19 protein-coding genes and 1 riboswitch are annotated in these 21,569 nt (G+C 73.3%); of the genes, 6 read left to right on the top strand and 13 right to left on the bottom strand.

All coding sequences use genetic code 11. The features are described from left to right. Nucleotides 1-22 precede the first annotated feature (22 nt). The 4 genes from OG871_RS30110 to OG871_RS30095 all read right to left on the bottom strand — a co-directional run bounded on the left by OG871_RS30110 (nt 23) and on the right by OG871_RS30095 (nt 2,432). The gene (locus OG871_RS30110; RefSeq protein WP_371501137.1) at nt 23-256 is read right to left on the bottom strand and encodes a hypothetical protein; all 234 of its coding nucleotides are present in this window, start codon (nt 254-256) and stop codon (nt 23-25) included. A gap of 123 nt (nt 257-379) precedes the next feature. Continuing rightward, the gene (locus tag OG871_RS30105) at nt 380-943 is read right to left on the bottom strand and encodes a hypothetical protein (protein WP_371501136.1); all 564 of its coding nucleotides are present in this window, start codon (nt 941-943) and stop codon (nt 380-382) included. Between the two features lie 74 nt (nt 944-1,017). Then, complete coding sequence (locus tag OG871_RS30100; protein WP_371501135.1) at nt 1,018-1,776, bottom strand: MBL fold metallo-hydrolase; 759 nt, start codon at nt 1,774-1,776, stop codon at nt 1,018-1,020. Between the two features lie 161 nt (nt 1,777-1,937). Beyond that, nucleotides 1,938-2,432, bottom strand: a complete 495-nt coding sequence (locus tag OG871_RS30095; protein ID WP_371501134.1) for a hypothetical protein — start codon at nt 2,430-2,432, stop codon at nt 1,938-1,940. 187 nt (nt 2,433-2,619) lie between these two features. On the opposite strand from OG871_RS30095, the gene OG871_RS30090 reads away from it, so the two are divergent. The 3 genes from OG871_RS30090 to OG871_RS30080 all read left to right on the top strand — a co-directional run bounded on the left by OG871_RS30090 (nt 2,620) and on the right by OG871_RS30080 (nt 4,754). After that, nucleotides 2,620-2,826: a hypothetical protein gene (locus OG871_RS30090; protein ID WP_371501133.1), complete on the top strand. Its 207-nt coding sequence runs from the start codon at nt 2,620-2,622 to the stop codon at nt 2,824-2,826. Nucleotides 2,827-3,116: 290 nt separating this feature from the next. Then, nucleotides 3,117-3,689: a hypothetical protein gene (locus tag OG871_RS30085; protein ID WP_371501132.1), complete on the top strand. Its 573-nt coding sequence runs from the start codon at nt 3,117-3,119 to the stop codon at nt 3,687-3,689. Between the two features lie 273 nt (nt 3,690-3,962). After that, the gene (locus tag OG871_RS30080) at nt 3,963-4,754 is read left to right on the top strand and encodes a hypothetical protein (RefSeq protein WP_371501131.1); all 792 of its coding nucleotides are present in this window, start codon (nt 3,963-3,965) and stop codon (nt 4,752-4,754) included. Between the two features lie 56 nt (nt 4,755-4,810). Here OG871_RS30080 and OG871_RS30075 read toward each other — a convergent pair whose 3' ends face one another. Both OG871_RS30075 and OG871_RS30070 read right to left on the bottom strand, forming a co-directional pair. Beyond that, nucleotides 4,811-5,242, bottom strand: a complete 432-nt coding sequence (locus OG871_RS30075; RefSeq protein WP_371501130.1) for a hypothetical protein — start codon at nt 5,240-5,242, stop codon at nt 4,811-4,813. Nucleotides 5,243-5,374: 132 nt separating this feature from the next. Continuing rightward, a complete protein-coding gene (locus OG871_RS30070; protein WP_371501129.1) occupies nt 5,375-6,379 on the bottom strand; it encodes a Scr1 family TA system antitoxin-like transcriptional regulator in 1,005 nt (334 codons plus the stop codon). Between the two features lie 190 nt (nt 6,380-6,569). Between OG871_RS30070 and OG871_RS30065 the strand changes: the two genes are divergently transcribed. Then, nucleotides 6,570-7,001 (top strand): ATP-binding protein, encoded by a 432-nt coding sequence (locus OG871_RS30065; protein ID WP_371501128.1) that lies wholly within the window; start codon nt 6,570-6,572, stop codon nt 6,999-7,001. Further along, on the top strand, nt 6,994-7,233 hold the full coding sequence (locus OG871_RS30060; protein WP_371501127.1) for a hypothetical protein: 240 nt from the start codon (nt 6,994-6,996) through the stop codon (nt 7,231-7,233). Before OG871_RS30065 ends, OG871_RS30060 begins: the two co-directional genes overlap by 8 nt. 12 nt (nt 7,234-7,245) lie before the next feature. Here the strand turns inward: OG871_RS30060 and OG871_RS30055 are convergent, their stop codons facing one another. The 7 genes from OG871_RS30055 to OG871_RS30025 all read right to left on the bottom strand — a co-directional run bounded on the left by OG871_RS30055 (nt 7,246) and on the right by OG871_RS30025 (nt 17,392). Next, nucleotides 7,246-8,586, bottom strand: coding sequence for a S28 family serine protease (locus OG871_RS30055; protein WP_371501126.1), 1,341 nt, complete (start codon nt 8,584-8,586; stop codon nt 7,246-7,248). A gap of 155 nt (nt 8,587-8,741) precedes the next feature. Then, nucleotides 8,742-10,103: a carotenoid oxygenase family protein gene (locus OG871_RS30050; protein WP_371501125.1), complete on the bottom strand. Its 1,362-nt coding sequence runs from the start codon at nt 10,101-10,103 to the stop codon at nt 8,742-8,744. A 59-nt stretch (nt 10,104-10,162) separates the two neighbouring features. After that, on the bottom strand, nt 10,163-11,659 hold the full coding sequence (locus OG871_RS30045) for an MFS transporter (protein WP_371501124.1): 1,497 nt from the start codon (nt 11,657-11,659) through the stop codon (nt 10,163-10,165). A gap of 114 nt (nt 11,660-11,773) precedes the next feature. Beyond that, nucleotides 11,774-13,777 (bottom strand): ATP-binding protein, encoded by a 2,004-nt coding sequence (locus OG871_RS30040; RefSeq protein ID WP_371501123.1) that lies wholly within the window; start codon nt 13,775-13,777, stop codon nt 11,774-11,776. A 263-nt stretch (nt 13,778-14,040) separates the two neighbouring features. After that, on the bottom strand, nt 14,041-15,558 hold the full coding sequence (locus OG871_RS30035; RefSeq protein WP_371501122.1) for a precorrin-2 C(20)-methyltransferase: 1,518 nt from the start codon (nt 15,556-15,558) through the stop codon (nt 14,041-14,043). Continuing rightward, nucleotides 15,555-16,181: a precorrin-8X methylmutase gene (locus OG871_RS30030; RefSeq protein ID WP_371501121.1), complete on the bottom strand. Its 627-nt coding sequence runs from the start codon at nt 16,179-16,181 to the stop codon at nt 15,555-15,557. The genes OG871_RS30035 and OG871_RS30030 overlap by 4 nt, the downstream gene beginning before the upstream one ends. Further along, complete coding sequence (locus tag OG871_RS30025; protein ID WP_371501119.1) at nt 16,178-17,392, bottom strand: cobalamin biosynthesis protein CobG; 1,215 nt, start codon at nt 17,390-17,392, stop codon at nt 16,178-16,180. Before OG871_RS30025 ends, OG871_RS30030 begins: the two co-directional genes overlap by 4 nt. Nucleotides 17,393-17,639: 247 nt before the next feature. Continuing rightward, a riboswitch (cobalamin riboswitch) is annotated at nt 17,640-17,782 on the top strand. A gap of 120 nt (nt 17,783-17,902) precedes the next feature. On the opposite strand from OG871_RS30025, the gene cobN reads away from it, so the two are divergent. After that, nucleotides 17,903-21,532, top strand: coding sequence for a cobaltochelatase subunit CobN (gene cobN, locus OG871_RS30020; RefSeq protein ID WP_371501117.1), 3,630 nt, complete (start codon nt 17,903-17,905; stop codon nt 21,530-21,532). Nucleotides 21,533-21,569: the final 37 nt, after the last annotated feature.

Here is a 21,569-nt window from a genome sequence, read left to right as displayed (position 1 = left end):
AGACTCTCCACTGCCGGCCCTTCTACGTCGAGCGGAACGCGACGCCCAGGTCGGCGATCACCGGATAGATACCGGTGGCGGGGAAGGCCTCGCCTACCGCCTTGAGGGCGGACACGTACGCGGTGTTCGCCTCGCGCCGCACCTCGAGGGTGTGCCGCGCCTCCTCGCGGCGCCAACGGTTGCGGTCGGCGAAGAGGGGGGCGGCGATGCCGACCGCGGCGCCGGCCAGTGTGGAGAGCAGGAGCATCCAGTCCATGGCCGTGCAGCCTGTCCCCAGCGGCGGCGCCACGCCAGGAGTTCGCCTACCCTGCACCTCGGCTGCACGCAGGACGGCGAATTGAGCGCACGCGCTTCCTGCGTGGTGCTGCAGCCGTGGGTGCTACGCGACCGCTGCTGTCGGGGACTGACTGGCCATCGGGTGAGTGGGACAGACAATTCGTGCGCTCAGGGTGGTCTTGCGGGGTGGGGCCTCGCCGACTCCGTCTGAACCTCCGGTGCGAGTGAGGTTGAAGGCGAGTCCGCGAATCGTGTAGATATCCCCGTCGACGACCAGAGTGAGCTGAGATGGCACGGCATCACCCATCCATGCGTCAACACCGTTGCTTCCGCCATATTGGACGAACGCCCGCTCGGTTCCGGCATTGCTGATGGTCAGGTGAGCCCAGGGCTGCCCGGGCTGCGGCGTGAGCGTGGTAACGGCCTTGATGGCTGAAAGACCGGTCAGCTGACTGGGGTTGCAGTTGACGACTCCGAGCGCATACGTCCGACCTGGCTCGTCGGCCAGGACCAGTGTGTTGTCGGCCTGCTTCGAGATCGCCGCTGCAGTTACCCCTGCCTCGGATGCGTCTCCTGAGGGCGCGGAAGAGGGCCCGCTGCACCCGCAGGCCAACAGGAGCGCGGCGGCGGCCGAGGCGGCTCCCCCGATTCGGGTGATCGATCGCATGGCCGAACAGTAGTCCCTCGGGCGGTTCATAAGGGCAGCCGCCGTCGCTTCTGCGGCTGTTCCAAGCCTCGCGATCAGCAGTCACTCAAGCGCAGGTAGGCGGCGGCCAGTTCGCGCAGGCGGGCCCGGTCGAAGGACGGGCCGTGGCCCGGGTGGACGGTGGTGACGTCGAGGTCGGCGAGTAACTGCATGGTGCGGCGGTAGGCGGCCCGGTCGGAGTCGGGGAGGTCGTCGATGAGTTGGCCGTCGTAGACGATGTCGCCGGAGTAGAGGGTGCCGGTGCGCTCCTCCAGGAGGGCGAGGCAGCCGGGTGTGTGGCCGGGGAGGTGAAGCACCGTCAGGGTGCGGCCGCCGAGGTCGATGCGGTCGCCGTCGGTGAGCGTACGCGTCACGGTGACGGGTTCGACGCGGTAGGTGCGCGGGTCGTACCCGGGGTGCGGGAGGGACTTCAGCAGGAGGTCGGGGACGGCCTCGCCCGCCGTGTCGATGCCCAGCAGTGCGACCAGCTCCGGGCCGTTCAGGCTGGCCGGAACACCGGCTGCGAGGGCCGGCGCGGCGGCGGTGTGGGCGGCCGTCTCGCGGAACTCGTGGGCGCCGCCGACGTGGTCGAGGTGGGCGTGGGTGAGGACGGCCAGCGGGTCGCGTTCGAAGAGTTCGGGGACCGCCTGCCGCAGGGCGACCACGCCGAGCCCGGTGTCGACCACCAGGTCACGGTCGGTGCCGCGCAGCCACCACAGGTTGGCCGACAGGAGCGCCCGCACCCGGGGCTCCGAGATCCGCACCACCCCGCCGCCCAGCGGCCGTTGTTCGTACCACTCGTATCGGGTGTCCATGGAGGCCGATCCTGCCAGGAGTTGACGCGACGCCAGCGACTGGGCGGCCCGAATGGGCTGGTGCTCGCCGGCCGCCGGCCTGCCGGGCGGCTCTTGTCACAGGTGTTGCCGACGGCGTCCGTCCTGGTGCCCGGTGCGGTGCGCCAGGAAGGCATGCCGTCCTACAGGCAGACCCAGCAGTAGAGCTGTTGGTCGGCCTCGCGGGCCCGTCGGGCGAGCTGGATCAGCTGCTCGGCCAGCGGTCGGAGGGCTTCGGCGGGTGCTCCGTGGAACTCCTCCGCCTGCGCCCAGCGGGTGACGATCGCCGGCACGTCCGCTTCGTGGACCGCCGCGAGGATGTCCCGTACCGGTGTGTCGAGTTCGAGCACCCACGGGCCCGTCGCCCAGGGGCCGTCCTCGTCCTCGGGACCGTGCGGGCCGGGGGGCGGGGTGGTCGGCCAGACCGCCGTGTCGTCCACCAGGTCCACGTCCCACGGAACCTCCTTGATCGCGGCGACGAGCCTGCCCAGGAGGACCGTCGGATCGACGCCCTTGGCCTCGACCCCGTCGAAGGCGGCGTCCCGGACACCGACCAGCGGGCCGCCGTCGTTGCCTTCGATCGCCCGGACGACCGATGCCGCGTCGGCGGCGCGGAAGTAGTCGGTCAGTACGCCCATGGACGCCTCCTGTTTCGCCGTTCGGTCGGAGGTAGTGGAGCACACGCCACCGACAGCCGGCAGAAACCGTAGCCCTCCTGCGTACCCCTACGGATGCCCGGGTGCGGGGCCGGGCGCGAGACGCTCACCGTGTTCACCGCGCTCACCGTGGCGCCCGCCCTCGTCGTCCCGCAGGCCGCGTTCGCCGGTGGCTGTCACACCTCGTGCGACCCCCTGGGACCACGACTACACCCCGTTCCCGGACGACGAGGTGATCCAGGTCGTCGGCGTGGCCGTGCCGGACCCGCTGCCCGCGCCGCCGGAGGTCGGGGTCCACCCGGCGGTCTCGGACCGGTGGCTGCGCGAACGCGTCGCCGCCGGAGTGCTCACCGCCCATCCGCGTCATCGGCGGTAGCGGCGGGGCCCTTGACGAGGGTGGGCAGGTGCGGAAGGCCGCGCCGTCGACCACCTGCGGCCCGTCGGTCGCCTCCACACCTCCTCCCCCGGTCTTGCGCATCCGACAAGTGCTCGACATAGTTGCTCCACATCCCGTCGGCATATTCCGCGGAGCCAACCAGCAACTTGCTTGACATGCACATGCCTTAGATCGGGTTCCAGGCGCCGCAGTCGGCGGGTTCGTGGCGCATCGACGGCAGGTTGATTGACATAGACCTGACACTCAATCCAACGAAGGAGTGTTTTCGCATGACACGATCCAAGCGAGCCTCTCGCCGCCCGCTCCGCCTCCGGGGTGGCCTCGCCGCGACCGGCCTCGCCGCGGCCCTCCTCACCGCGCTGCCCGCGGCCCCCGCCTCGGCCTCCCAGCAGGCCGTGCCCGGGGCCGTGTTGATCCAGAACGCCGGCTTCCGCGGCTACGTGCTGTGCGCCAACGCCGACAACGAATCGGTCTACGTGAAGCCCATCGACACCAGGGACCGCTTCTGCACGTGGGTGCAGATCAGTTCCGGCCCCGCACAAATCATGTACAACGTGGGCAAGGACCAGGTGATGGCCTACACCGGCGGCAACGAGGGCGCCGTGGTGATGGAGGACGAGAAGCGGACGCCCTCGGGCCAGACCCCGAACACCCAGCTGTGGTCCTGGGGAGGCGAGGAGGGCTGGGGAGGCCTCGCGCTGCAGTCCTACTCGGACAGCGGCCAGAACGTCGACGCCAAGGCCACCGACGGCGACTACCCCCGCACCGACGCGGTCCGCACCCGCGGCTGGCGCCACGGCCACCAGCGCGAACTGACCTGGAACCCGATCCCCCTGCGCTGACGCCACCCGCCCCGGGCAGGACGGCCCGGCCACGTGAACACCCACCTGCGACGGGCCGTCACCAGCACGCGGTGACGGCCCGTCGGCAAGGACTGCCGCACGCCCCTGCCGCCGACCACCAGATACAGAAGGGCGATTGACAGTCCGTCAGACAGTCGGGAGTCTCGTCGTACGGGGGTGCCGCCTGCGGCATGCCCGGCCCAGGAACGGAGCGAGGCGGACGGCCCACCCGTCGTCCGCGCGCCCGCCGACATGCGAAGCGAGTTGGTGCACATGACGTCCGCCGTCCCGACCTGGCCCGGCGAGTGGCAGCACGAGATCACGTCGATCACCCAGGCGAACAACGTCCTCGGCCCGACGAACGCCCTGTTCAAGAAGGTCACCGCCGATCCGGCCATCGCGGGACAGGTCGCCAACCTGGTGGCCAGCCTGCTCGACCCCGCCGCCGGGCCGCACGCCGCCAAGGCCATCCTGATCGCCATGAACGACGCCCTCCCCAACGTGGCGGCGGTAGGCGGGCTGCCGCCCGGCACGGCGGCGAACGGCGGATTCCGCCTCCCGAGCCGGTTCCCGCTGCCGAGCTACACCGTCGTGCTGGAACTGATCGCCGCCAAGGCGCTGTGGCTCAACGGCCACACGGAGTTCCTGCCCTGGCCCTTCGACGAGGCCAAACTGAAGCCCGACTTCGCCGTCCGTGGCCACTGCCCGAACCCGGCCAGCCACACCGCCGTGACCTTCTACGACGCCTGCACCGAGGTCGGCGACAGCCTCAAGGTCGGCGGCACCAAGACCGGCGCCGAGCTGCTCACGAACCTCTACAGCGGCATCACCGGCAAGCTCGGGGCGTACCCGAAGAAGCAGGTCACCGTCTTCATGGACGCGTGTGACAACCCGTCCCTGTACAACGGTGCCAACCTCAACTTCCACGGCCCCACCATCGCCGGCCAGCTGCAGGCCAAGATCGCGACGGAGCTGAACCCGGAACTGAAGGAGTGCCTGGTCTCGGTCTTCGTCCTCTTCCCCGACTGGACGCTGGCGCGGCTGGACTCCAGCGCCTGGCGCTGACGGCCTGCCGCCGCCCCTCCCCCGGCATCGGGAGAGGGGCGACGGAGTCGGGTCTGCTACTCGTGGAACTCGAACATCCACGCCTGGCCGATGTTCGTCGGCTCCAGCGGACGCAGTGCCGTCATCGGCGGGAAGATCCGCAGCAGGCTGAGGTCAACCGTCAGCTCGACGCCGTCGACCGGGCCGCCGGGGACCACGATGTGGAACATGCGCGGCTCCGCCGACTGCCGGAGCTGCCACTCGGTGGCCTGCGAGGAGCCGCGGAGCATCTTGTTGACCTCGGGCACGCCGTCGAAGCTGAGGAAGGTCTCCTGCCGCAGGTTCCTGATGGTGACGTTGCCGTTGGGGAGCCCCTCCACATGCCACTCCTGCTCACCGGGCTGACCGGTCGGCGGCAGGACGACTGCGGGGGCCTTCTCCTCCTGGAGTGTCAGGAACTGCTCGTTCCGCTTGGCGATGCCGTACGGGCCGTTGGGGATGGGTGCCATGCCGTCTGTCTCCTCAGCAAGGGAAAGGTATCGGTGCACAGCTCGACCGAGCGCACACACACGATTCCTCTTCTCCCCCTACGGCCCGTCCGGCGAACCTGGCGTACGGTCGCTCGTTCGAGTGAATCGACCTCAGCAATCGGGGAAGTCCCCGGCTCGGACACCGGCCAGGAACGAGCGCCAGGCGGCCGCCGGGAAGACCAGCTTCGGACCGTCGGGATCCTTGGAGTCGCGGACGGGCATGAGGCCCTCGAAGCCGTCGGCGACCTCGATGCAGTTGCCGCCGTCGCCGGTGCTGTAGGTGCTCTTTCGCCACGAGGCGGCATCCAAGTTGGGTACGGAATTCATGGTGCGCAGTCCCTCCATCGCCGAACGGATCCTGGCCAGCGAAGCACCTTCTGACAGTGAATCACCTAGCAACAAATCATAGGCGTAGGCCCAGTCGCGGAACCGAACAGGATCGTCAACCACCTGACCCCGGTGAATACCGTCGACGTAGATGACGTCAGGTTCGTCGGGCAAGGTCAACAGCGTGAAGCTGTGATCGAAGGCTGCAACCGCCCCCAGGGAGAGTGGCGCCACGCGGAGCACGATGTTCGACGCCTCCGCCATGGAAAGCAGATGCGCCAGCTGTGCACGCATCACCACCTCACCGCCGTAGTTGCGCAGCAGCACTCCCTCATCGAGGACGATCAGCAGGCGTGGCGGGTCACCGGCGGTCAAGATGCGCTGGCGATCGAGCCGAGCTGCCACGAGTTCCTCGATGCGGTCCGGCGACGCCAACGGCTCCTTCGCGCGAAAGAGCGTTCGAGCGTAGTCCGGCGTCTGCAGCAGGCCGGGCACCAGCTGCACCTGGAACTGCCGAATGATCGTCGCCTCCGCCTCCAGCCCCGCGTAGCGGCGGAACCAGTCCGGATGCCCGACCGCGCCGTCCCAGTCCACCCGGGACCAGATCCGCGCCAGCAGCTGCCCCGTCCCCAGGGCCCGGTCGCAGAGCTCCGCGAACTCGCGGGTGGGTTTGCGGGTGGCGCCCTCGATGCGGCTGATCTGGCCGGGGGTGCAGTGGACCCGGGCGCCGAGGTCGTGCTGGCTCAGGCCGGCAGCCTCGCGGGCGAACAGCAGCTCGGAGCCGAACATCGCCGGGGAACAGGTGATCGGGCTGGTCAGGCCCTTGCGACGGTTGATGGCAACCCCCGGTTGTGTCAGCGCATTTGGAAAGTTCGATCGCTCGCCACGGTACTCGCGAGCCGCGATGCTTTGTAGCGGAACGGAGCAATCAGCTCACCTTGCGTCACCATCCCGAAAGGGCCGCTGCACCATGCCCGAAATGCTCGACAGACCTTCCGACACGGCGGGCGGGCAGGCCTTCTGGCTTCCGCGTCACCGGCGTTCGGCCGCCGCGGCCCGCAGACTGCTGCGGGCCTTCCTCGCGGCCGTCCCGGACGGCGGGGGCTTCGGCTGGGAGGCGGAGCTGCTGCTGTCCGAGCTGGTCGCGAACGCGGTGACCCATGCCCGGGTGCCGCCCGGGCGGCTGGTCCGGGTCCGGTTCGGGCTGGAGTTCGAGCGGCTGCGGATCGAGGTGCACGACGCGAGTGCGGTGGTGCCGCAGGCCCGGTCAGCGGCCGAACTCGACGAGTCGGGGCGGGGGATGCGCCTGGTCGAGGTGCTGGCGGAGGCCTGGGGCGTCGGGCCGCGTGCGGACGGGCCGGGGAAGGTGGTCTGGGCGACGCTCGCGCCGAAGAGCGGCCGCGATGGGTAGCCCCACGCCGTACGCCGAGGCGTTCGCGCTGGCCGTCCGGCTGACCGGCGCCACCGGCACCCGGGCCCGGGTCACCCTGGGCGCGGCCGGGGGCTTCCGGGTGGAGGCCCCGCTCCCGCCCGGTATGGGCGGCGAGGCCCAGGCCGGGGTGGTGGCGCTGCTGCGTCAGGCGGACCGGTTCGGCCACCGGTACCGGGCGCGGACCCAGTCGGTGTGGGCCGAACTCGACTGATCCGCCGCCAGCCTAGGAGGGGCGCTGGTCGGCCACGCCCGCCCAGCGGCGGATCGTCGCGGTGGCGGCGGCCCGCTCGGCGTCCGGCAGCATCGCGATCCGGACCGAGTGGGCGGCCTCCGGCGCCCAGTGGACGGAGGAGTCCCGGCTGCCCCGGCCGAGGCGGAACGGCTCGGCGGCGGCCGGGTCGGTGCCGCCGTAGACGAAGAGCAGCCGGGTGCCGTCCTGCCGGACCCAGCGGTCGATGTCGCGCATCGCCCCGGGCTGGTGCCGCATCGGGATCTCCCGGGGCACGAAGGTCCGGGGGTCGGTCGCTCCGGGGTAGCGGAGCAGCCCGGCCAGGTGGGCGGTCTCCACGGTGAAGTAGTTGAGCTGGGTGCCCAGTTGGTAGAAGTACGGGACGAAGTCGGCGGCCACGGTGTCGGTGTACAGGGCGAACGGGGAGACCGTGTCGATCCAGGAGTACAGGGCGTCGGTGGAGGCGTCCGGGCGGGGGATGTCGGCGCAGCGCGGGGCGCCGCCGCCCTGCCAGAACATGAAGGGGGCGCGGAGTACCGCGATTTCGAAGGCCTTGTCGGCGCTGCCGACGATCCGGAAGGTCCGGCCCTGCTGCGCGGCCCAGTCGGCGTAGCGGGCGACCAGGGCGTCGCGGCGGACCAGTGCCTCGCGCTGGACGGCCCGCAGTGCGGCACGGCACTCGGGGGTGCCGACCGTGGCGAGGAAGTCGAGGTAGGCAGAGTCGTCGCGGTCGTCGACGTTGTCGGGCGCCGAGTAGGCGATGGTGCCGTCGACGTCGTCCGGGTGGAAGCGGCGGTGGTAGACCGAGGCCATTCCGCCCTTGCTGCTGCCGGTCGAGAGCCACTTCCCCCGGTAGACGGCCTTGAACACCTCGACCACGTGGTGGTGGTCGTCGGCGGCCTGCCGGACGGTGAGGGTGGAGAAGTCCGCCGGGTCCGGCCTGGACGTGCCGAAGAACCGCTGCTCGGTGGTGAGCTGGTTGCCGTCGACGAGTGCGGTCGGCTCCGAGCGGGACTGGCCGGTCGTGCTGACGCCGTAGCCGCTGGTGCTCAGCACCGTCGGGCGGTCCACGGCCCGGTGCAGCAGGGTCATCCGCTGCTCGAAGGTGGCGCCTTCGGGGTGCCGGTGGTCGACCGGCTGGCGCAGGCTCAGCGCGAAGAACCGGTATCCGGGTGCGGCCGGCCTCTCCTCCAGCACCGTCAGCCCCGGGACCGCCTCGATCACGGTGCGGATGTCCGGGGCCGGTTCGGCGGCTGCCGCCGGCAGTACGGCCGTCGGGGCCAGCGCACCCATCGCGGCCATCGGAACCAGCAACCGCCTGAACCACCTGCGCATGACGTCCTCCTCGGGGCTCTCGCTCGACGGTTCGAGTCAACCGGAGCCGGCCCGCCGCGTGATCCCTCCCGCGCGTGGTCCGCCTCCCTCCCGGGAGGGACCGCGCCCCGGGGGGCACGGCAGGTGCCGTGCCCCCCGGGGCCGGGGACGGTGGGTCAGCCCTCGCTGCCGTCCAGGTCGCTGTCCGGGATCCAGGAGCCGTGGAGTCCGGAGCTGACCCGCTGGGGCAGGTGGACGGTGGCGATCCGGTCCAGGCCGGAGGCGTCCAGGACCAGCAGCTGCGAGGCGTCCTGCTTGAGGTCGGAGACGACGGTGAGCAGGTAGCCCTCGTCCTCTCCGGTTGCTCCGGCAGCGGGGACGAACACGGCCTCGCTGGGCATCCGGGCGTCGCCGACCTGGTGGATCCGGCGGGCGCCGGAGGTGCGGTCGTACTTGACGACGCCGTAGCCGCCGAAGCCCTTCTCGTCGGGGAAGGAGATGGCGTACTGGTAGCGGTTCTCGGCGCCCAGGAACTCCTCGTTGAGCGTCGGGAACTCCACCGGCAGGTCGTCGATGATCTGCTCGTCGACGGAACCGTCGGCCAGGTCGACCACCCAACGGCGGGTGTAGGAGCGCGCGACGGGCTCGGTACCGCGGCCGGGCGCGCCGGTCCACCAGTTCCAGGAGAGCCGGAAGCCCTCGCGGTCCACGGTGGGGCCCTCCAGGACGATCCGGCCCCGGCCGTCCTCGTAGGCGTTGGAGACGTGCAGCATGTTGCCCGGCTCGATGGAGAACCAGCGGACCTGCCCGGCCCCGTCGGTCCCGCGCGGCATGATGCCGATGCGGGCGGGCAGCTGGTCGCTCCAGCCGTACGGGATGCCGGAGTGCTCGGTCGGGTCGAAGGTGACGTTGCCCTCGACGAAGACCACGTGGCGACGGGTGATGGCGAAGTCGTGCTTGAGCGAGGCGGTCGCTCCCGGGACCTCGGCGCTGTGGACGATCTCGCCCTTGGCGTCCGCGACGTAGTAGGTCAGGAACGGCGGGAACGGCGCGGACCCGAAGAAGTGGAGCTCCCCCGTCACCGGGTCCTCCTTCGGGTGCGCGGTCATCGCGGTGCGCACCTTGCCGTTGAAGTCGTACGCGCCGACCGTCTCCAGCTCCCGGGTGAGCTCGAAGGGCAGGTTGGCCTCGCAGAGGGCGAGCAGCCGTCCGGCGTGCTCGATGACGTGGGTGCCGGCGGCGCTGGCGGTCAGGTCGGGTCCGTGCTCGGTCATGTACGGCGCGCCGTCCAGGGCCGGGGTGTGCACCCAGCGGTTGCGGTACCACTCGGCGCGGCCCTCGCGCAGGTAGATCCCGTGCACCATGCCGCTGCCCTTGAACCAGTGGGTGGGGGTGACGCCGGGCTTCGGGTTGTGGCCGTTGCGCAGCAGTCGGCCGGTCAGCTCGGGGGGCAGGGTGCCCTCGACGGTGAGTTCGGTGGCGGTGACCTCGTCGACGACGGGGGTGAAGTGGCCGGTCAGGTAGGGCTTGCTGGTCATGTCGGGTCCTTGGTTCTCGTCGGTCGTGGTGGTGCGGGGAGGTGTCAGGTACAGGGGTGTCAGGTGGTGGGTGCGCAGTCGGCCGCCCGGCCCCGCAGGGGCGGGGTCGCGGCAGCGGCCGGGCTCTGCGGGAGGGCCTGGCGGGTCCGGCGGGTGAGCGCGAGGGCCAGGAGTGCGGTGGCGGCCAGGACCACGGCCGAGACCGTGAAGGCCGCCCGGTAGCCGGCGGTGAGGGCCTCCAGCCGGGGCTGGTGGGTGGAGGCGTGGGCGGTGACGGAGCCGGCCAGGGTGGCCAGGGCGGCGAGGCCGATCGCACCGCCGACCTGGCGGGTGGTGTTCACCAGTCCGCCGGCCAGGCCCGCGTCCTGCGGCGGGACGCCGTCCACGGAGAGTGCGGTGAGCTGGACGAAGGCGACGCTCAGGCCGAGGCCGATCAGGACGCTCGGGCCGAGGATGTCGGCGAGGTAGCTCCCGTCGGCGCTGATCCGGGACAGCCACACCAGTCCCGCAGCCTCGGTGAGCAGGGCCGCGGTCACCGTCGCGGTGCCGCCGAGGCGCCGGGCGATGCGGGGCGCCAGGGCGGCGCCGAGCATATTGGCTCCGGCCAGCGGGAGTTGACCCGCTCCGGTGGCCAGCGGGCTGGAGCCGAGGACCTGTTGCTGGTAGAGCGGCAGGAAGAAGAACAGGGCGATCCAGACGGACCCCAGCAGCGCCATCAGCAGGTTGCCCGCGGCGACCCGGCCGGTGCCGAACAGCCGCGGCGGTATCAGCGCGTTCGGCCGGCGACGCTCGATCACGGCGAAGGCCGCGAGCAGGACGGCGGCGCCGAGCAGGGCGCCGAGCACCCGGGTGTCCGTCCAGCCGGCGCCGCGCGCGGTGGTCAGCCCCCAGACCAGGCAGGTCAGGGCGAGGGTGACGGTGGCGGTGCCCAGCAGGTCGAACCGCCCGGCCCGGCGGCCGGCCGCCCGCGGCACGAGGGCCGCCACGGCGGCCAGGACCAGCGCCGCCCCGAGCGCGACGGCGTGGAAGATCCAGGGCCAGCCCCACGCCTGGGTGAGCACACCGCCCAGCAGGACGCCGCCCGCCCCGCCCGCGCCGGAGACCGCGCCCCACACCCCCAGTGCCCTGCCCCGCCCGGCACCGGACGGGAACTGTTCCATCGCCAGGGCGAGCGCGGCCGGGGCGATGGCGGCGGCGCCGAGTCCCTGGGCGGCGCGGGCGGCGATCAGCACTCCCGAGGAGGCGGCCAGTCCCGCCGCCACCGAGGCCGCCGCGAACAGTGCGAGGCCGGCGATCAGCACCCGGCGGCGGCCGAGCAGGTCGGCCGCCCGCCCGCCGGCCAGGAGCAGCGCGCCGAACGCCAGGCCGTAGGCGTTGACCACCCAGGTGGTGCCGCCGTCCGACAGGCCCACCCCGGCGCGGATCTGCGGCAGCGCCACGTTCACGATCGAGGTGGCGAGCATGACGGTGAACTGGGCTGCGGCGAGCGCCGCGAGCGCGGCCCCCGGCCGGGGGGTGCGGGGCGCCGGGTCCGGCTGTGTGCGTCGGAGGTTCATGACGTGCAGCCTCGTACCGGGCGGTGTCCACTTTCCAGGCCCGGCAGGGGCGGTGACTGTCCACTCCTGTCCGCAGCTGTCCACCCGGACCGGTCGGGGCCCGCTCGGCCCCCGTTAGTGGTGGGGGCCGTACAGCTCCCGCTGCCACAGGGCCTCGCACAGCTGGTCCAGGCCCTGGCGCAGGTGACGCCGGTAGGTGCCGTACGGAAGGCCGAGGCGGCGGGCGGCCGCCTCCTGGGTGGGCGCACCGGAGAAGTAGCCCGCCGTCAGGGCGTCCCGGGCCCGCACTCCGCGCGGGTCACGGGCGAGGTCGTCGACGGCCTGGCGCAGCAGGGCGCGCAGCTCCTCGGCGGGGTCGGTGGAGTCGGCCACCATGCGGGAGCGCATCAGGGCACAGGTGGCGAAGGCCCCGGGGTCGCGCCAGTACGGCAGGGCTTCGCGCACGGCCTGGTCGAACGCGGTGCGCGAGACGCCCGTGGGCCCCGGCCGGGCAGGTACCTCGGTGGCCGATATGAAGAGGCGGAGCCAGTCCTCCACGGGCACCCTGCGCCAGTCGACGGCGAACACCCCGTAGGTGTGCTCACCGACCCGGGGTCGCGCGCCGGTGTCACCGAGGGTGCCCTTGACGCGCGCGGCCCAGGCTTCGGCGTCCTGGTAGACGGCGAAGCCGTACGCGCGACCGCGGGCGCGGGCGGACTCCGCCTGGGCCCGGGAACTGCTCAGGTCGATGACGCGCGAGGGGACCTGGTACCGCTCGGGGTAGACCGAGAAGCGGCTGACGCCGATGTGCTCGCCGGGGCTCACCGGTGCGGTGGCATCGGTGTGCTCCCAGGCTGCCGCGACGACGGGATCGGTGGCCAGGTCCTGCGGGTCGGCGGGGGCCGGCAGGACGAGTCGGGCCGTGAACGCCACCGTCCGGCCCGTGCTCACGAGGCGGTAGACGCTGAACGCCTCCGGCTGGCGCTGCGCCCAGTAGCGGACCAGGTCCGCGGAGGCGGGGCCCTCGGTCTCCTCGGCCATCCGCAGCACGACGTCGAGGTCGTCCGGGCGCAGGGGGCTGTCGTGCACCTCGTCCTCGCGGGACCAGGTGCGCAGGCGGGCCAGGGTCTCCACCTCCCGGAAGAGGTAGAAGAGCTCGTCGGTGACGGTCCAGACCCGCTCCTCGGGTGCCTCGCGCAGCAGGCGCAGGTACTCCTCCATCAGACGCTGACGCATCGCCACGAAGGCGTTGGGGGCCCGCCAGCGCAGGTCGGCGGCCAGTGTCTCGCGGGCGGCGTCGTGCGGGTGGAGCCCCCGGTGCGTGGACTCCATGAAGGGCAGGTCCCTCAGCCAGTCGAAGAGCAGGTGGGCGTCCTCCTCGGGCAGCACCGCGGTGAGCAGTTCCTCGGACGTCGAGTGGGCCTGCGCCACCAGCTCCAGGGCGCGGCGGTGGGCCGCCGTCGGGACCTCACCGATCAACCCCGCCAACAGGGTCCGCAGGACGTCGGCCGAGGGCGACCAGATCTCCTCCCTGCTCCAGCCCGTCGATCCCGCGGCGGCGGCGAGGGACAGGGCCAGCGGGTTGCCTCCGGCGAAACGCAGTACCCGGTCCCGCAGTTCGGGCATGAGCTGCGCCGCGGCCAGCAGGCTCCGGGCCTGCTCCTCGGAGAACGGGCCCAGTTCGCCGACGTGCAGGACCCCGGCCCAGGCGGGATCGGCGGTCCACTGCGGCTGCGGCGCGAGCCGGCCGGCGAGGACGACCAGGGCGCCGTCCGCGGCGCGGGGCAGGAACCGCTGCCACAGCCAGCTCTCCAGCCACTGGCAGTGCTCGAAGGAGTCCACGAACAGGACCGTGCCGGGGACTTCAAGGAAGGGGCCGGCCGTGCGCTCGAAGTCGGCCGGGTCCCGGCCGACGAAACGGCCGTCGACTTCGAGGAGCGGCCGGCCCGCGGCGCGGGCCCGGTCCGCCAGGCACCGCAGCAGCGCCGACTTCCCGATGCCGCCCGGCCCGAACAGGTAGAACGCGAACGGCGCGTGCGGATCCCCGGCCAAGGCCTCATCGAAGCGGCCGACTTCCTCCTCCCGGCCGATGAAGGCGCGCGCTCTCGCGCTGCTCAGTCTCTCTCCCACGGACGCCATGACGGCTCCCATCCCCAAGTTCCCGCACCGGACACCGCTGCCCGGAGGTCCCCCCTCCGCGCCTCTCCACCGATCGAACCGATCGAACCGATTGAAGCACCGGACGGCGGCACTCTCCGAACCGGGAATTCACCCGTCGTGCCGCCACCTCGGCGGCGAGACCCGTCACCGGGACCAATGGTCCACGTCTGAACGGACGGTGATGGAGCGTCAGTTGAGGCCGGGCGCCGATCCCGGGAAGGGACGAGGCGCCCGGCGTGTCGTCAGACCGGCGGGTAGCGGCGGGGGGTCCAGACCACCTCGGTGCCGTTGTCGCGGGCGACGGCCTGGGTCTGCGAGGAGCCGATCAGCAGGATCGTCCGCATGTCGACCTGGGTGGGGTCGAGGTCGGCCAGGCGGACGGTGCGGACCCGCTCGGTCGGGCCGCCGACGTCCCGGGCCATCACGACCGGGGTGTCGGGGGCGCGGTGTTCGAGCAGCAGGTCGCGGGCCAGGCCGACCTGGGTGGTGCGGCTCTGCGAGCCGGGGTTGTACAGCGCCAGGACGAGGTCCGCTGCGGCCGCGGCGCGCAGCCGCTGGGCGACCACCTCCCACGGCTTGAGCCGGTCGGAGAGCGAGACCACCGCGTAGTCGTGGCCGAGCGGCGCGCCCGCACGGGACGCGGCGGCGTGCGCGGCGGTCATGCCGGGCAGCACCCGGACCGGCACCGAGCGGTACGGGTCGGCGCAGGCGGCCTCCAGGACGGCGGTCGCCATCGCGAAGACACCGGGGTCGCCGGAGGAGACCACGGCGACCTTGCGGCCGCGCCGGGCCAGGTCGAGCGCGAACTCGGCGCGCTCGGCCTCGACCTTGTTGTCCGAGCCGTGCCGCAGCTGGCCGGCCCGGACCGGGACGCGGTCCAGGTAGGTGGTGTAGCCGACGAGGTCGGTGGCGCCGGCGAGGACGCCGCGCGCCTCCGGGGTGAGCCACAGCGGCCCGGCCGGGCCGGTGCCGACCACGACCACCTCGCCCTCGCCCCGGCCCTCGCCGTCGGCGTGTTCGGCCACGGTCCGGTCGATCCGGCTGGGCAGCACGGCGACCGAGAAGTACGGCACCGAGTCCGGGTCGACCTCGGCCAGCGGCGCGGTGCGCTCGCCGGGCATGGTGGCCCGCTCGACGTACTGCGCCTCCGCCAGCCGCCCGGACCGCTCCAGCGCCCGCCGGACGGTCGGGAAGGTGCGGCCGAGCTTCATCACCACGGCGGAGTCGGTGGCGGCCAGGCGGGCCGTCAGCTCCTCCTCGGGCAGGGTGCCCGGGATGATGGTGAGCACCTCCTCGGCCTCCACCAGCGGCTTGCCGAGGCGGGCGGCGGCGGCGCTGACCGAGGTCACGCCGGGCACCACCTCGGTCGGGTAGCGGTCCGCGAGGCGCTTGTGCATGTGCTGGTACGAGCCGTAGAACAGCGGGTCGCCCTCGGCGAGCACCACCACGTCGCGCCCGGCGTCGAGGTGGGCGGCCAGCCGGGCGGCGGCCTGCTCGTAGAACTCGTCCAGCGCGCCCCGGTAGCCGCCGGGGTGGTCGGTGGTCTCCACCGTCAGCGGGTAGACCAGCTTCTCCTCGATCTGGTCGCCGCGCAGGTAGGGCTCGGCGATCGAGCGGGCGATCGACCGGCCGTGCCGGGCGCTGTGGTACGCGACCACGTCGGCCTTTCCGATCAGCCCGGCGGCCCGGACGGTGACCAGCTCGGGGTCGCCGGGGCCGAGCCCGACACCGTACAGCCGGCCTGACTGACGCTCCGTCATTCCACTTCGCTCGCAATCGCGTTGATGGCGGCGGCGGCCATCGCACTGCCGCCGCGCCGGCCCCGGACCACCAGGTGTTCCAGGCCGGCCGGGTGTTCGGCCAGGGCCTGCTTGGACTCGGCCGCGCCGATGAAGCCGACCGGGACGCCGATCACGGCCGCCGGGCGCGGGGCGCCCGCCTCGACCATCTCCAGCAGCCGGAAGAGCGAGGTCGGCGCGTTGCCGACGGCGACCACCGCACCCTCCAGGCGGGGCAGCCACAGCTCCATCGCGGCGGCGCTGCGGGTGTTGCCCAGCTTCGCGGCCAGCTCCGGCACCGAGGGGTCGGTCAGCGTGCAGATCACCTCGTTGCCGGCGGGCAGCCGCTTGCGGGTGACGCCGCTGGCCACCATGTTCACGTCGCACAGGATCGGCGCACCGGCGCGCAGCGCCTCGCGGGCCCGCGCCACCACGCCCGGCGAGTACACGAGGTCCTCGACCAGGTCGGTCATGCCGCAGGCGTGGATCATCCGCACCGCGACCTGGGCGACGTCGGCGGGCAGCGCGGCCAGCTCGGCCTCGGCCCGGATGGTGGCAAAGGACTGCCGGTAGATCTCGGCGCCGTCCTTCTCGTACTCGATCACGTGGTCCTCCGGGCCTCGGCGACCGCCTCGGCCATCTCTTCCGTCGTCACTTCCACCGAGGCCTCGCCTCGGGTCACCCGGTAGCCCTGCCCCGTGGCGAGCACATCCACCCAGTCCCCGCCCGGATGTCCACACCGCCGCTCGCAGCCCGACCAGTGCACCGGCAGGCCGGGGCGGCCGGCGGCGTCGAGCGCCGGCGCGGCGTCCGCCCGGACGTCGGCGAGCGACCTGGCGCAGCCGGGCGTCCCGGTGCAGGCGGTGGCCCGGTCCCAGGGGGTGCCGGGCTCGGTCCTGAACCCGGCCGCGGCCAGCCGGGGCAGCCGGTCGGCGGCCGCCCCAGGCAGCACCGCGCCGCGCCACGGGGTCAGCCGCAGGCCGTCCACCGCCGTCTCGGCGAGCAGCCGCCAGCCGGCGGCGGACGCCCGGCCGAAGCGCAGGCCGACCGACAGGCCGCCGGGCAGGGCGCCCAGCGGCGGGTGCGGGTCGGTGAAGGCGGGCAGCGGCAGCGGCCCGGGGTCGAGCAGGTCGGGGGCCTCGCGCAGGTGCCAGGCCTGGGTGCCGGTGGCGCGCAGCGCGGCCAGGAAGTCGCGGGCGGCGGCGAGTGCCGCGTCCACCGCCTCCCCGGCGGGGACCGGGCGGGCGGTGGCGGCCCGTCCGAGGCGCAGCAGTGCGGTGCCGGCCGGCCTTGCGATCAATGTCACATCGGCGTCCAGCGAGGCGGCGTCGCCGCGGCCGTCGTCGAGCGCGAAGAGGAACTTGCCGGACAGGCCGACGGCCCAGTCGCCCGCGCACAGCTTCGCGTCGAGCTCGCGCACCCAGGCCTGGACGTCGGCGTGGCCGCGGCCGTCGAGGCCGGCGAGCGGCGAGGCGACGATGTTGCGGACCCGCTCGTGCGCGTCGGAGGGCAGCAGGCCGGCGGCGCGCAGCCGGGCGCCCAGCTCGGCGCCGGCGTCCGAACCCAGGCCGCGGAGCTGGACGTTGCCCCGTGAGGTGGTCTCCAGTTCGCCGTCGCCCAGGTCCTCGGCGGCCTCGGCCAGCGCGACGGCCTGACGGGCGGTCAGCAGTCCCCCGGGCACCCTGACCCGGGCGAGGGCGCCGTCGTCGGCCCGGTGCAGGCGCAGCGCGCCGGGGCAGGCGTCGGCCTGCCCCCGGTCGGGCACGGCGGGGCCCGGCGCTGGGGCGGCGGGTGTGGGTGGCATGGCGGCGAGCATACAGATGGTCCGAACGGGTGCCCCGGGCTCATCGGCCCTGTCCGGCCGATCCTGCCGGGCCCGCGCCGCCGGGCATCCCGCCTGGACGCACGCCCGAATCGCCCAAGTACGACCCAGTACGAGGACGATCCGGGCGCACGCCCAACCGGGCGCCCGACGCCGCGGGCTGATCCGACAAGATCGCCGGACAGGACCTAGATCACAGTCCCGGACCAGCTCCGCAGCCGGTCGGCACCCCGTACGATGCTGCGCGGGTGGCCCTGCGGGCCGCCCGTGCCAGCGACGGCGCAAGGGGAGGAAACCGGTGCAAACCCGGTGCGGTCCCGCCACTGTGACCACGGTTCACCACCGTGGGAGCCAGGAACTCCTGCCGTCTCTCAGACCAGCCCCTCGGCCCGTGGCCGGGGGGAACCCCCACGGGGCGCGGACCCCGAGGAAGGCTTGACCTGTGCGCTGCCGCATGTCCTGGGCCGCCCGCCCGTTCTCCGACGAGGCCGGGAGGCCCCTCGCATGATCCTGCTGCTGTCGACCTCCGACACCGACCTGCTCAGCGCCCGCGCCTCCGAGGGCCCGGTGCCGTACCGCCTGGGCAACCCGGCCCGGCTGACCGTCGAGGACCTTCCCGCGCTGACCGAGGGCACCGACCTGGTGGTCGTCCGGCTGCTCGGCGGCCGCCGCGCCTGGCAGGAGGGCCTGGACGCGCTGCTGGCCGGCCCGCGCCCGGTGATCGTGCTGACCGGTGAGCAGGCGCCGGACGCCCAGCTGATGGAGCTGTCCACCGTCCCGGCCGGCATCGCCGCCGAGGCGCACGCCTACCTGGCGCACGGCGGCCCGGCGAACCTGGCCGAGCTGGGCGCCTTCCTCTCCGACACCGTGCTGCTGACCGGCCACGGCTTCGCGCCGCCGGCCTCCGCGCCCGAGTGGGGCCCGCTGGAGCGCACCGCCCGTACCACCGAGGGCCCGGTGATCGCGGTGCTGTACTACCGCGCGCACCACATGAGCGGCAACACCGGCTTCGTCGAGACGCTCTGCCGGGCGATCGAGGACCGGGGCGCCCGGGCGCTGCCGCTGTTCTGCTCCTCGCTGCGCGGCGCCGAGCCGGAGCTGCTGGCGCGGCTGGGCACCGCCGACGCGATCGTCACCACCGTGCTCGCGGCCGGCGGCACCCGCCCGGCGGACGCGCAGGCCGGCGGCGACGAGGAGGCCTGGGACGCGGGCGCGCTGGCCGCGCTGGACCGGCCGATCCTGCAGGCGCTGTGCCTGACCTGGTCGCGGGCCGCCTGGGAGGCCAGCGACGACGGCCTGTCCCCGCTGGACACCGCCACCCAGGTCGCCGTGCCGGAGTTCGACGGCCGTCTGATCACCGTGCCGTTCTCCTTCAAGGAGCTGGACGAGGACGGTCTGACGGTCTACGCCGCCGACCCGGAGCGGGCGGCCCGGGTGGCCGGCATCGCGGTGCGGCACGCCCGGCTGCGGCACATCCCGGCCGCCGAGCGCCGCCTGGCGCTGGTGCTGTCGGCGTACCCGACCAAGCACGCCCGGGTCGGCAACGCCGTCGGCCTGGACACCCCCGCCTCGGCGATCCGGCTGCTCACCCGGCTGCGCGAGGAGGGCATGGACCTCGGCCCGCTGGACGGCCCCGACGCGCTGCCGGGCCTGACCCAGACCGAGGACGACGGCAGCCACGAGGGCGACGCGCTGATCCACGCCCTGATCGCGGCCGGCGGCTACGACCAGGACTGGCTGACCGAGGACCAGCTCGCCCGCAACCCGGTCCGGATCCCGGCGGCCGACTACCGCCGCTGGTACGCCACCCTGCCGGAGGGCCTGCGCGGCCGGGTCGAGGAGCACTGGGGCCCGCCGCCCGGCGAGCTGTACGTGGACCGCTCGCAGAACCCGGACGGCGACATCGTGCTGGCCGCGATCCGCTCCGGGAACCTGCTGGTGCTGATCCAGCCGCCGCGCGGCTTCGGCGCCAACCCGGTCGCCATCTACCACGACCCGGACCTGCCGCCCAGTCACCACTACCTGGCCGCCTACCGCTGGATCGCCGCCGCGCAGTCGGACGGCGGCTTCGGCGCCGACGCCGTGGTGCACCTCGGCAAGCACGGCAACCTGGAGTGGCTGCCCGGCAAGACCGCCGCGCTGTCGGCGGACTGCGGCCCGGACGCCGTGATCGGTGACCTGCCGCTGGTCTACCCGTTCCTGGTCAACGACCCGGGCGAGGGCACCCAGGCCAAGCGCCGGGCGCACGCCACCCTGGTCGACCACCTGGTGCCGCCAATGGCCCGCGCCGACTCGTACGGCGACATCGCCCGTCTGGAGCAGCTGCTGGACGAGCACTCCAACATCGCGGCGATGGACCCGGCCAAGCTGCCGGCGATCCGCGCCCAGATCTGGACGCTGATCCAGGCCGCCCGCCTCGACCACGACCTGGGCCTGGACGAGCGGCCCGAGGACGACGGCTTCGACGACTTCCTGCTGCACGTCGACGGCTGGCTGTGCGAGGTCAAGGACGCCCAGATCCGCGACGGCCTGCACGTGCTCGGCCAGGCCCCGGCCGGCACCGACCGGGTCAACATCGTGCTGGCCATCCTGCGGGCCCGGCAGATCTGGGGCGGGGTCAGCGCGCTGCCCGGCCTGCGCGAGGCGCTCGGCCTGGACGAGGCCGCGCTGACGCTCGGCGCCACCGACGCCGCCGAGGCGCAGGCCCGCGCCCTGGTCGAGGCGATGGAGGCCGAGGACTGGTCCCCCGAGGCGGTGGAGAAGGTCGCCGCCGGGCACCCGGACGCCGTCCGCGAGGTGCTGGACTTCGCCGCCCGTCAGGTGGTCCCCCGGCTGTCGGCCACCACCGACGAGCTGGACGCGGTGCTGCACGCGCTGAACGGCGGCTTCGTCCCGGCCGGGCCGTCCGGTTCGCCGCTGCGCGGCCTGGTCAACGTCCTGCCGACCGGCCGCAACTTCTACTCCGTCGACCCGAAGGCCGTCCCGAGCCGGCTGGCCTGGGAGACCGGCCAGGCGCTGGCCGGCTCGCTGATCGAGCGCTACCGGGCGGACAACGACGGCGCCTACCCGCCGTCGGTCGGCCTGTCCCTGTGGGGCACCAGCGCGATGCGCACCGCCGGCGACGACATCGCCGAGGCCTTCGCCCTGCTGGGCGTGCGCCCGGTCTGGGACGACGCCTCGCGCCGGGTCACCGGCCTGGAGACGATCTCCCTGGAGGAGCTCGGCCGCCCCCGGATCGACGTGACGCTGCGGATCTCCGGCTTCTTCCGGGACGCCTTCCCGCACGTGGTCGCCCTGCTGGACGACGCGGTGCGCCTCGCCGCCCGGCAGGAGGAGGCCGAGGCGGACAACTTCGTGCGCGCCCACGTCCAGGCCGACCTGGCCGTGCACGGCGACGAGCGCAAGGCCACCGTCCGGGTGTTCGGCTCCCGCCCGGGCACCTACGGCGCCGGTCTGCTCCAGCTGATCGACAGCCGGGACTGGCGCACCGACGCCGACCTGGCCGAGGTCTACACGGTCTGGGGCGGCTACGCCTACGGCCGCGAGCTGAACGGCCGCCCGGCCCGCGAGGAGATGGAGACGGCGTACAAGCGGATCACCGTCGCCGCCAAGAACACCGACACCCGCGAGCACGACATCGCGGACTCCGACGACTACTTCCAGTACCACGGCGGCATGGTCGCCACCGTCCGCGCGCTCACCGGCAGGAACCCGGCGGCGTACATCGGCGACTCCACCCGCCCGGAGACCGTCCGCACCCGCACCCTCACCGAGGAGGCGGCCCGGGTCTTCCGCGCCCGGGTGGTCAACCCGCGCTGGCTGGAGGCGATGCGCCGGCACGGCTACAAGGGCGCCTTCGAGATGGCGGCCACCGTGGACTACCTGTTCGGCTACGACGCCACCACCGGCGTGGTCGCCGACTGGATGTACGAGAAGCTCACCCAGGAGTACGTCCTCGACCCGGTCAACCGGGACTTCCTGACCGGCGCCAACCCCTGGGCGCTGCACGGCATCAGCGAGCGTCTGCTGGAGGCGGCCGAGCGCGGTCTGTGGGCCGAGCCCGACCCGGAGCTGATCGACGCCCTGCGCACCGCCTTCCTGGAGACCGAGGGCGATCTGGAGGGCGAGGGCTGAGGATGCGGGGCCGGACCGGAGGTGCACGAGATCTTCA

The sequence above is a fragment of the Kitasatospora sp. NBC_00374 genome, assembly GCF_041434935.1.
GTDB lineage: Bacteria > Actinomycetota > Actinomycetes > Streptomycetales > Streptomycetaceae > Kitasatospora.
The sequence above is the reverse complement of the archived record's forward strand: the minus strand, read 5'-3'. Positions and strand labels throughout refer to the sequence as shown.

Coding starts and splice junctions, on each gene's coding strand:
- OG871_RS30060 (WP_371501127.1), top strand. CDS start 6,994: ATGGGTAGCCCCACGCCGTACGCCGAGGCGTTCGCGCTGGCCGTCCGG.
- OG871_RS30100 (WP_371501135.1), bottom strand. CDS start 1,776: ATGGACACCCGATACGAGTGGTACGAACAACGGCCGCTGGGCGGCGGG.
- OG871_RS30065 (WP_371501128.1), top strand. CDS start 6,570: ATGCTCGACAGACCTTCCGACACGGCGGGCGGGCAGGCCTTCTGGCTT.
- OG871_RS30050 (WP_371501125.1), bottom strand. CDS start 10,103: ATGACCAGCAAGCCCTACCTGACCGGCCACTTCACCCCCGTCGTCGAC.
- OG871_RS30095 (WP_371501134.1), bottom strand. CDS start 2,432: ATGGGCGTACTGACCGACTACTTCCGCGCCGCCGACGCGGCATCGGTC.
- OG871_RS30035 (WP_371501122.1), bottom strand. CDS start 15,558: ATGACGGAGCGTCAGTCAGGCCGGCTGTACGGTGTCGGGCTCGGCCCC.
- OG871_RS30040 (WP_371501123.1), bottom strand. CDS start 13,777: ATGGCGTCCGTGGGAGAGAGACTGAGCAGCGCGAGAGCGCGCGCCTTC.
- OG871_RS30105 (WP_371501136.1), bottom strand. CDS start 943: ATGCGATCGATCACCCGAATCGGGGGAGCCGCCTCGGCCGCCGCCGCG.
- OG871_RS30085 (WP_371501132.1), top strand. CDS start 3,117: ATGACACGATCCAAGCGAGCCTCTCGCCGCCCGCTCCGCCTCCGGGGT.
- OG871_RS30070 (WP_371501129.1), bottom strand. CDS start 6,379: ATGTTCGGCTCCGAGCTGCTGTTCGCCCGCGAGGCTGCCGGCCTGAGC.
- OG871_RS30080 (WP_371501131.1), top strand. CDS start 3,963: ATGACGTCCGCCGTCCCGACCTGGCCCGGCGAGTGGCAGCACGAGATC.
- cobN (WP_371501117.1), top strand. CDS start 17,903: ATGATCCTGCTGCTGTCGACCTCCGACACCGACCTGCTCAGCGCCCGC.
- OG871_RS30075 (WP_371501130.1), bottom strand. CDS start 5,242: ATGGCACCCATCCCCAACGGCCCGTACGGCATCGCCAAGCGGAACGAG.
- OG871_RS30110 (WP_371501137.1), bottom strand. CDS start 256: ATGGACTGGATGCTCCTGCTCTCCACACTGGCCGGCGCCGCGGTCGGC.
- OG871_RS30045 (WP_371501124.1), bottom strand. CDS start 11,659: ATGAACCTCCGACGCACACAGCCGGACCCGGCGCCCCGCACCCCCCGG.
- OG871_RS30025 (WP_371501119.1), bottom strand. CDS start 17,392: ATGCTCGCCGCCATGCCACCCACACCCGCCGCCCCAGCGCCGGGCCCC.
- OG871_RS30055 (WP_371501126.1), bottom strand. CDS start 8,586: ATGCGCAGGTGGTTCAGGCGGTTGCTGGTTCCGATGGCCGCGATGGGT.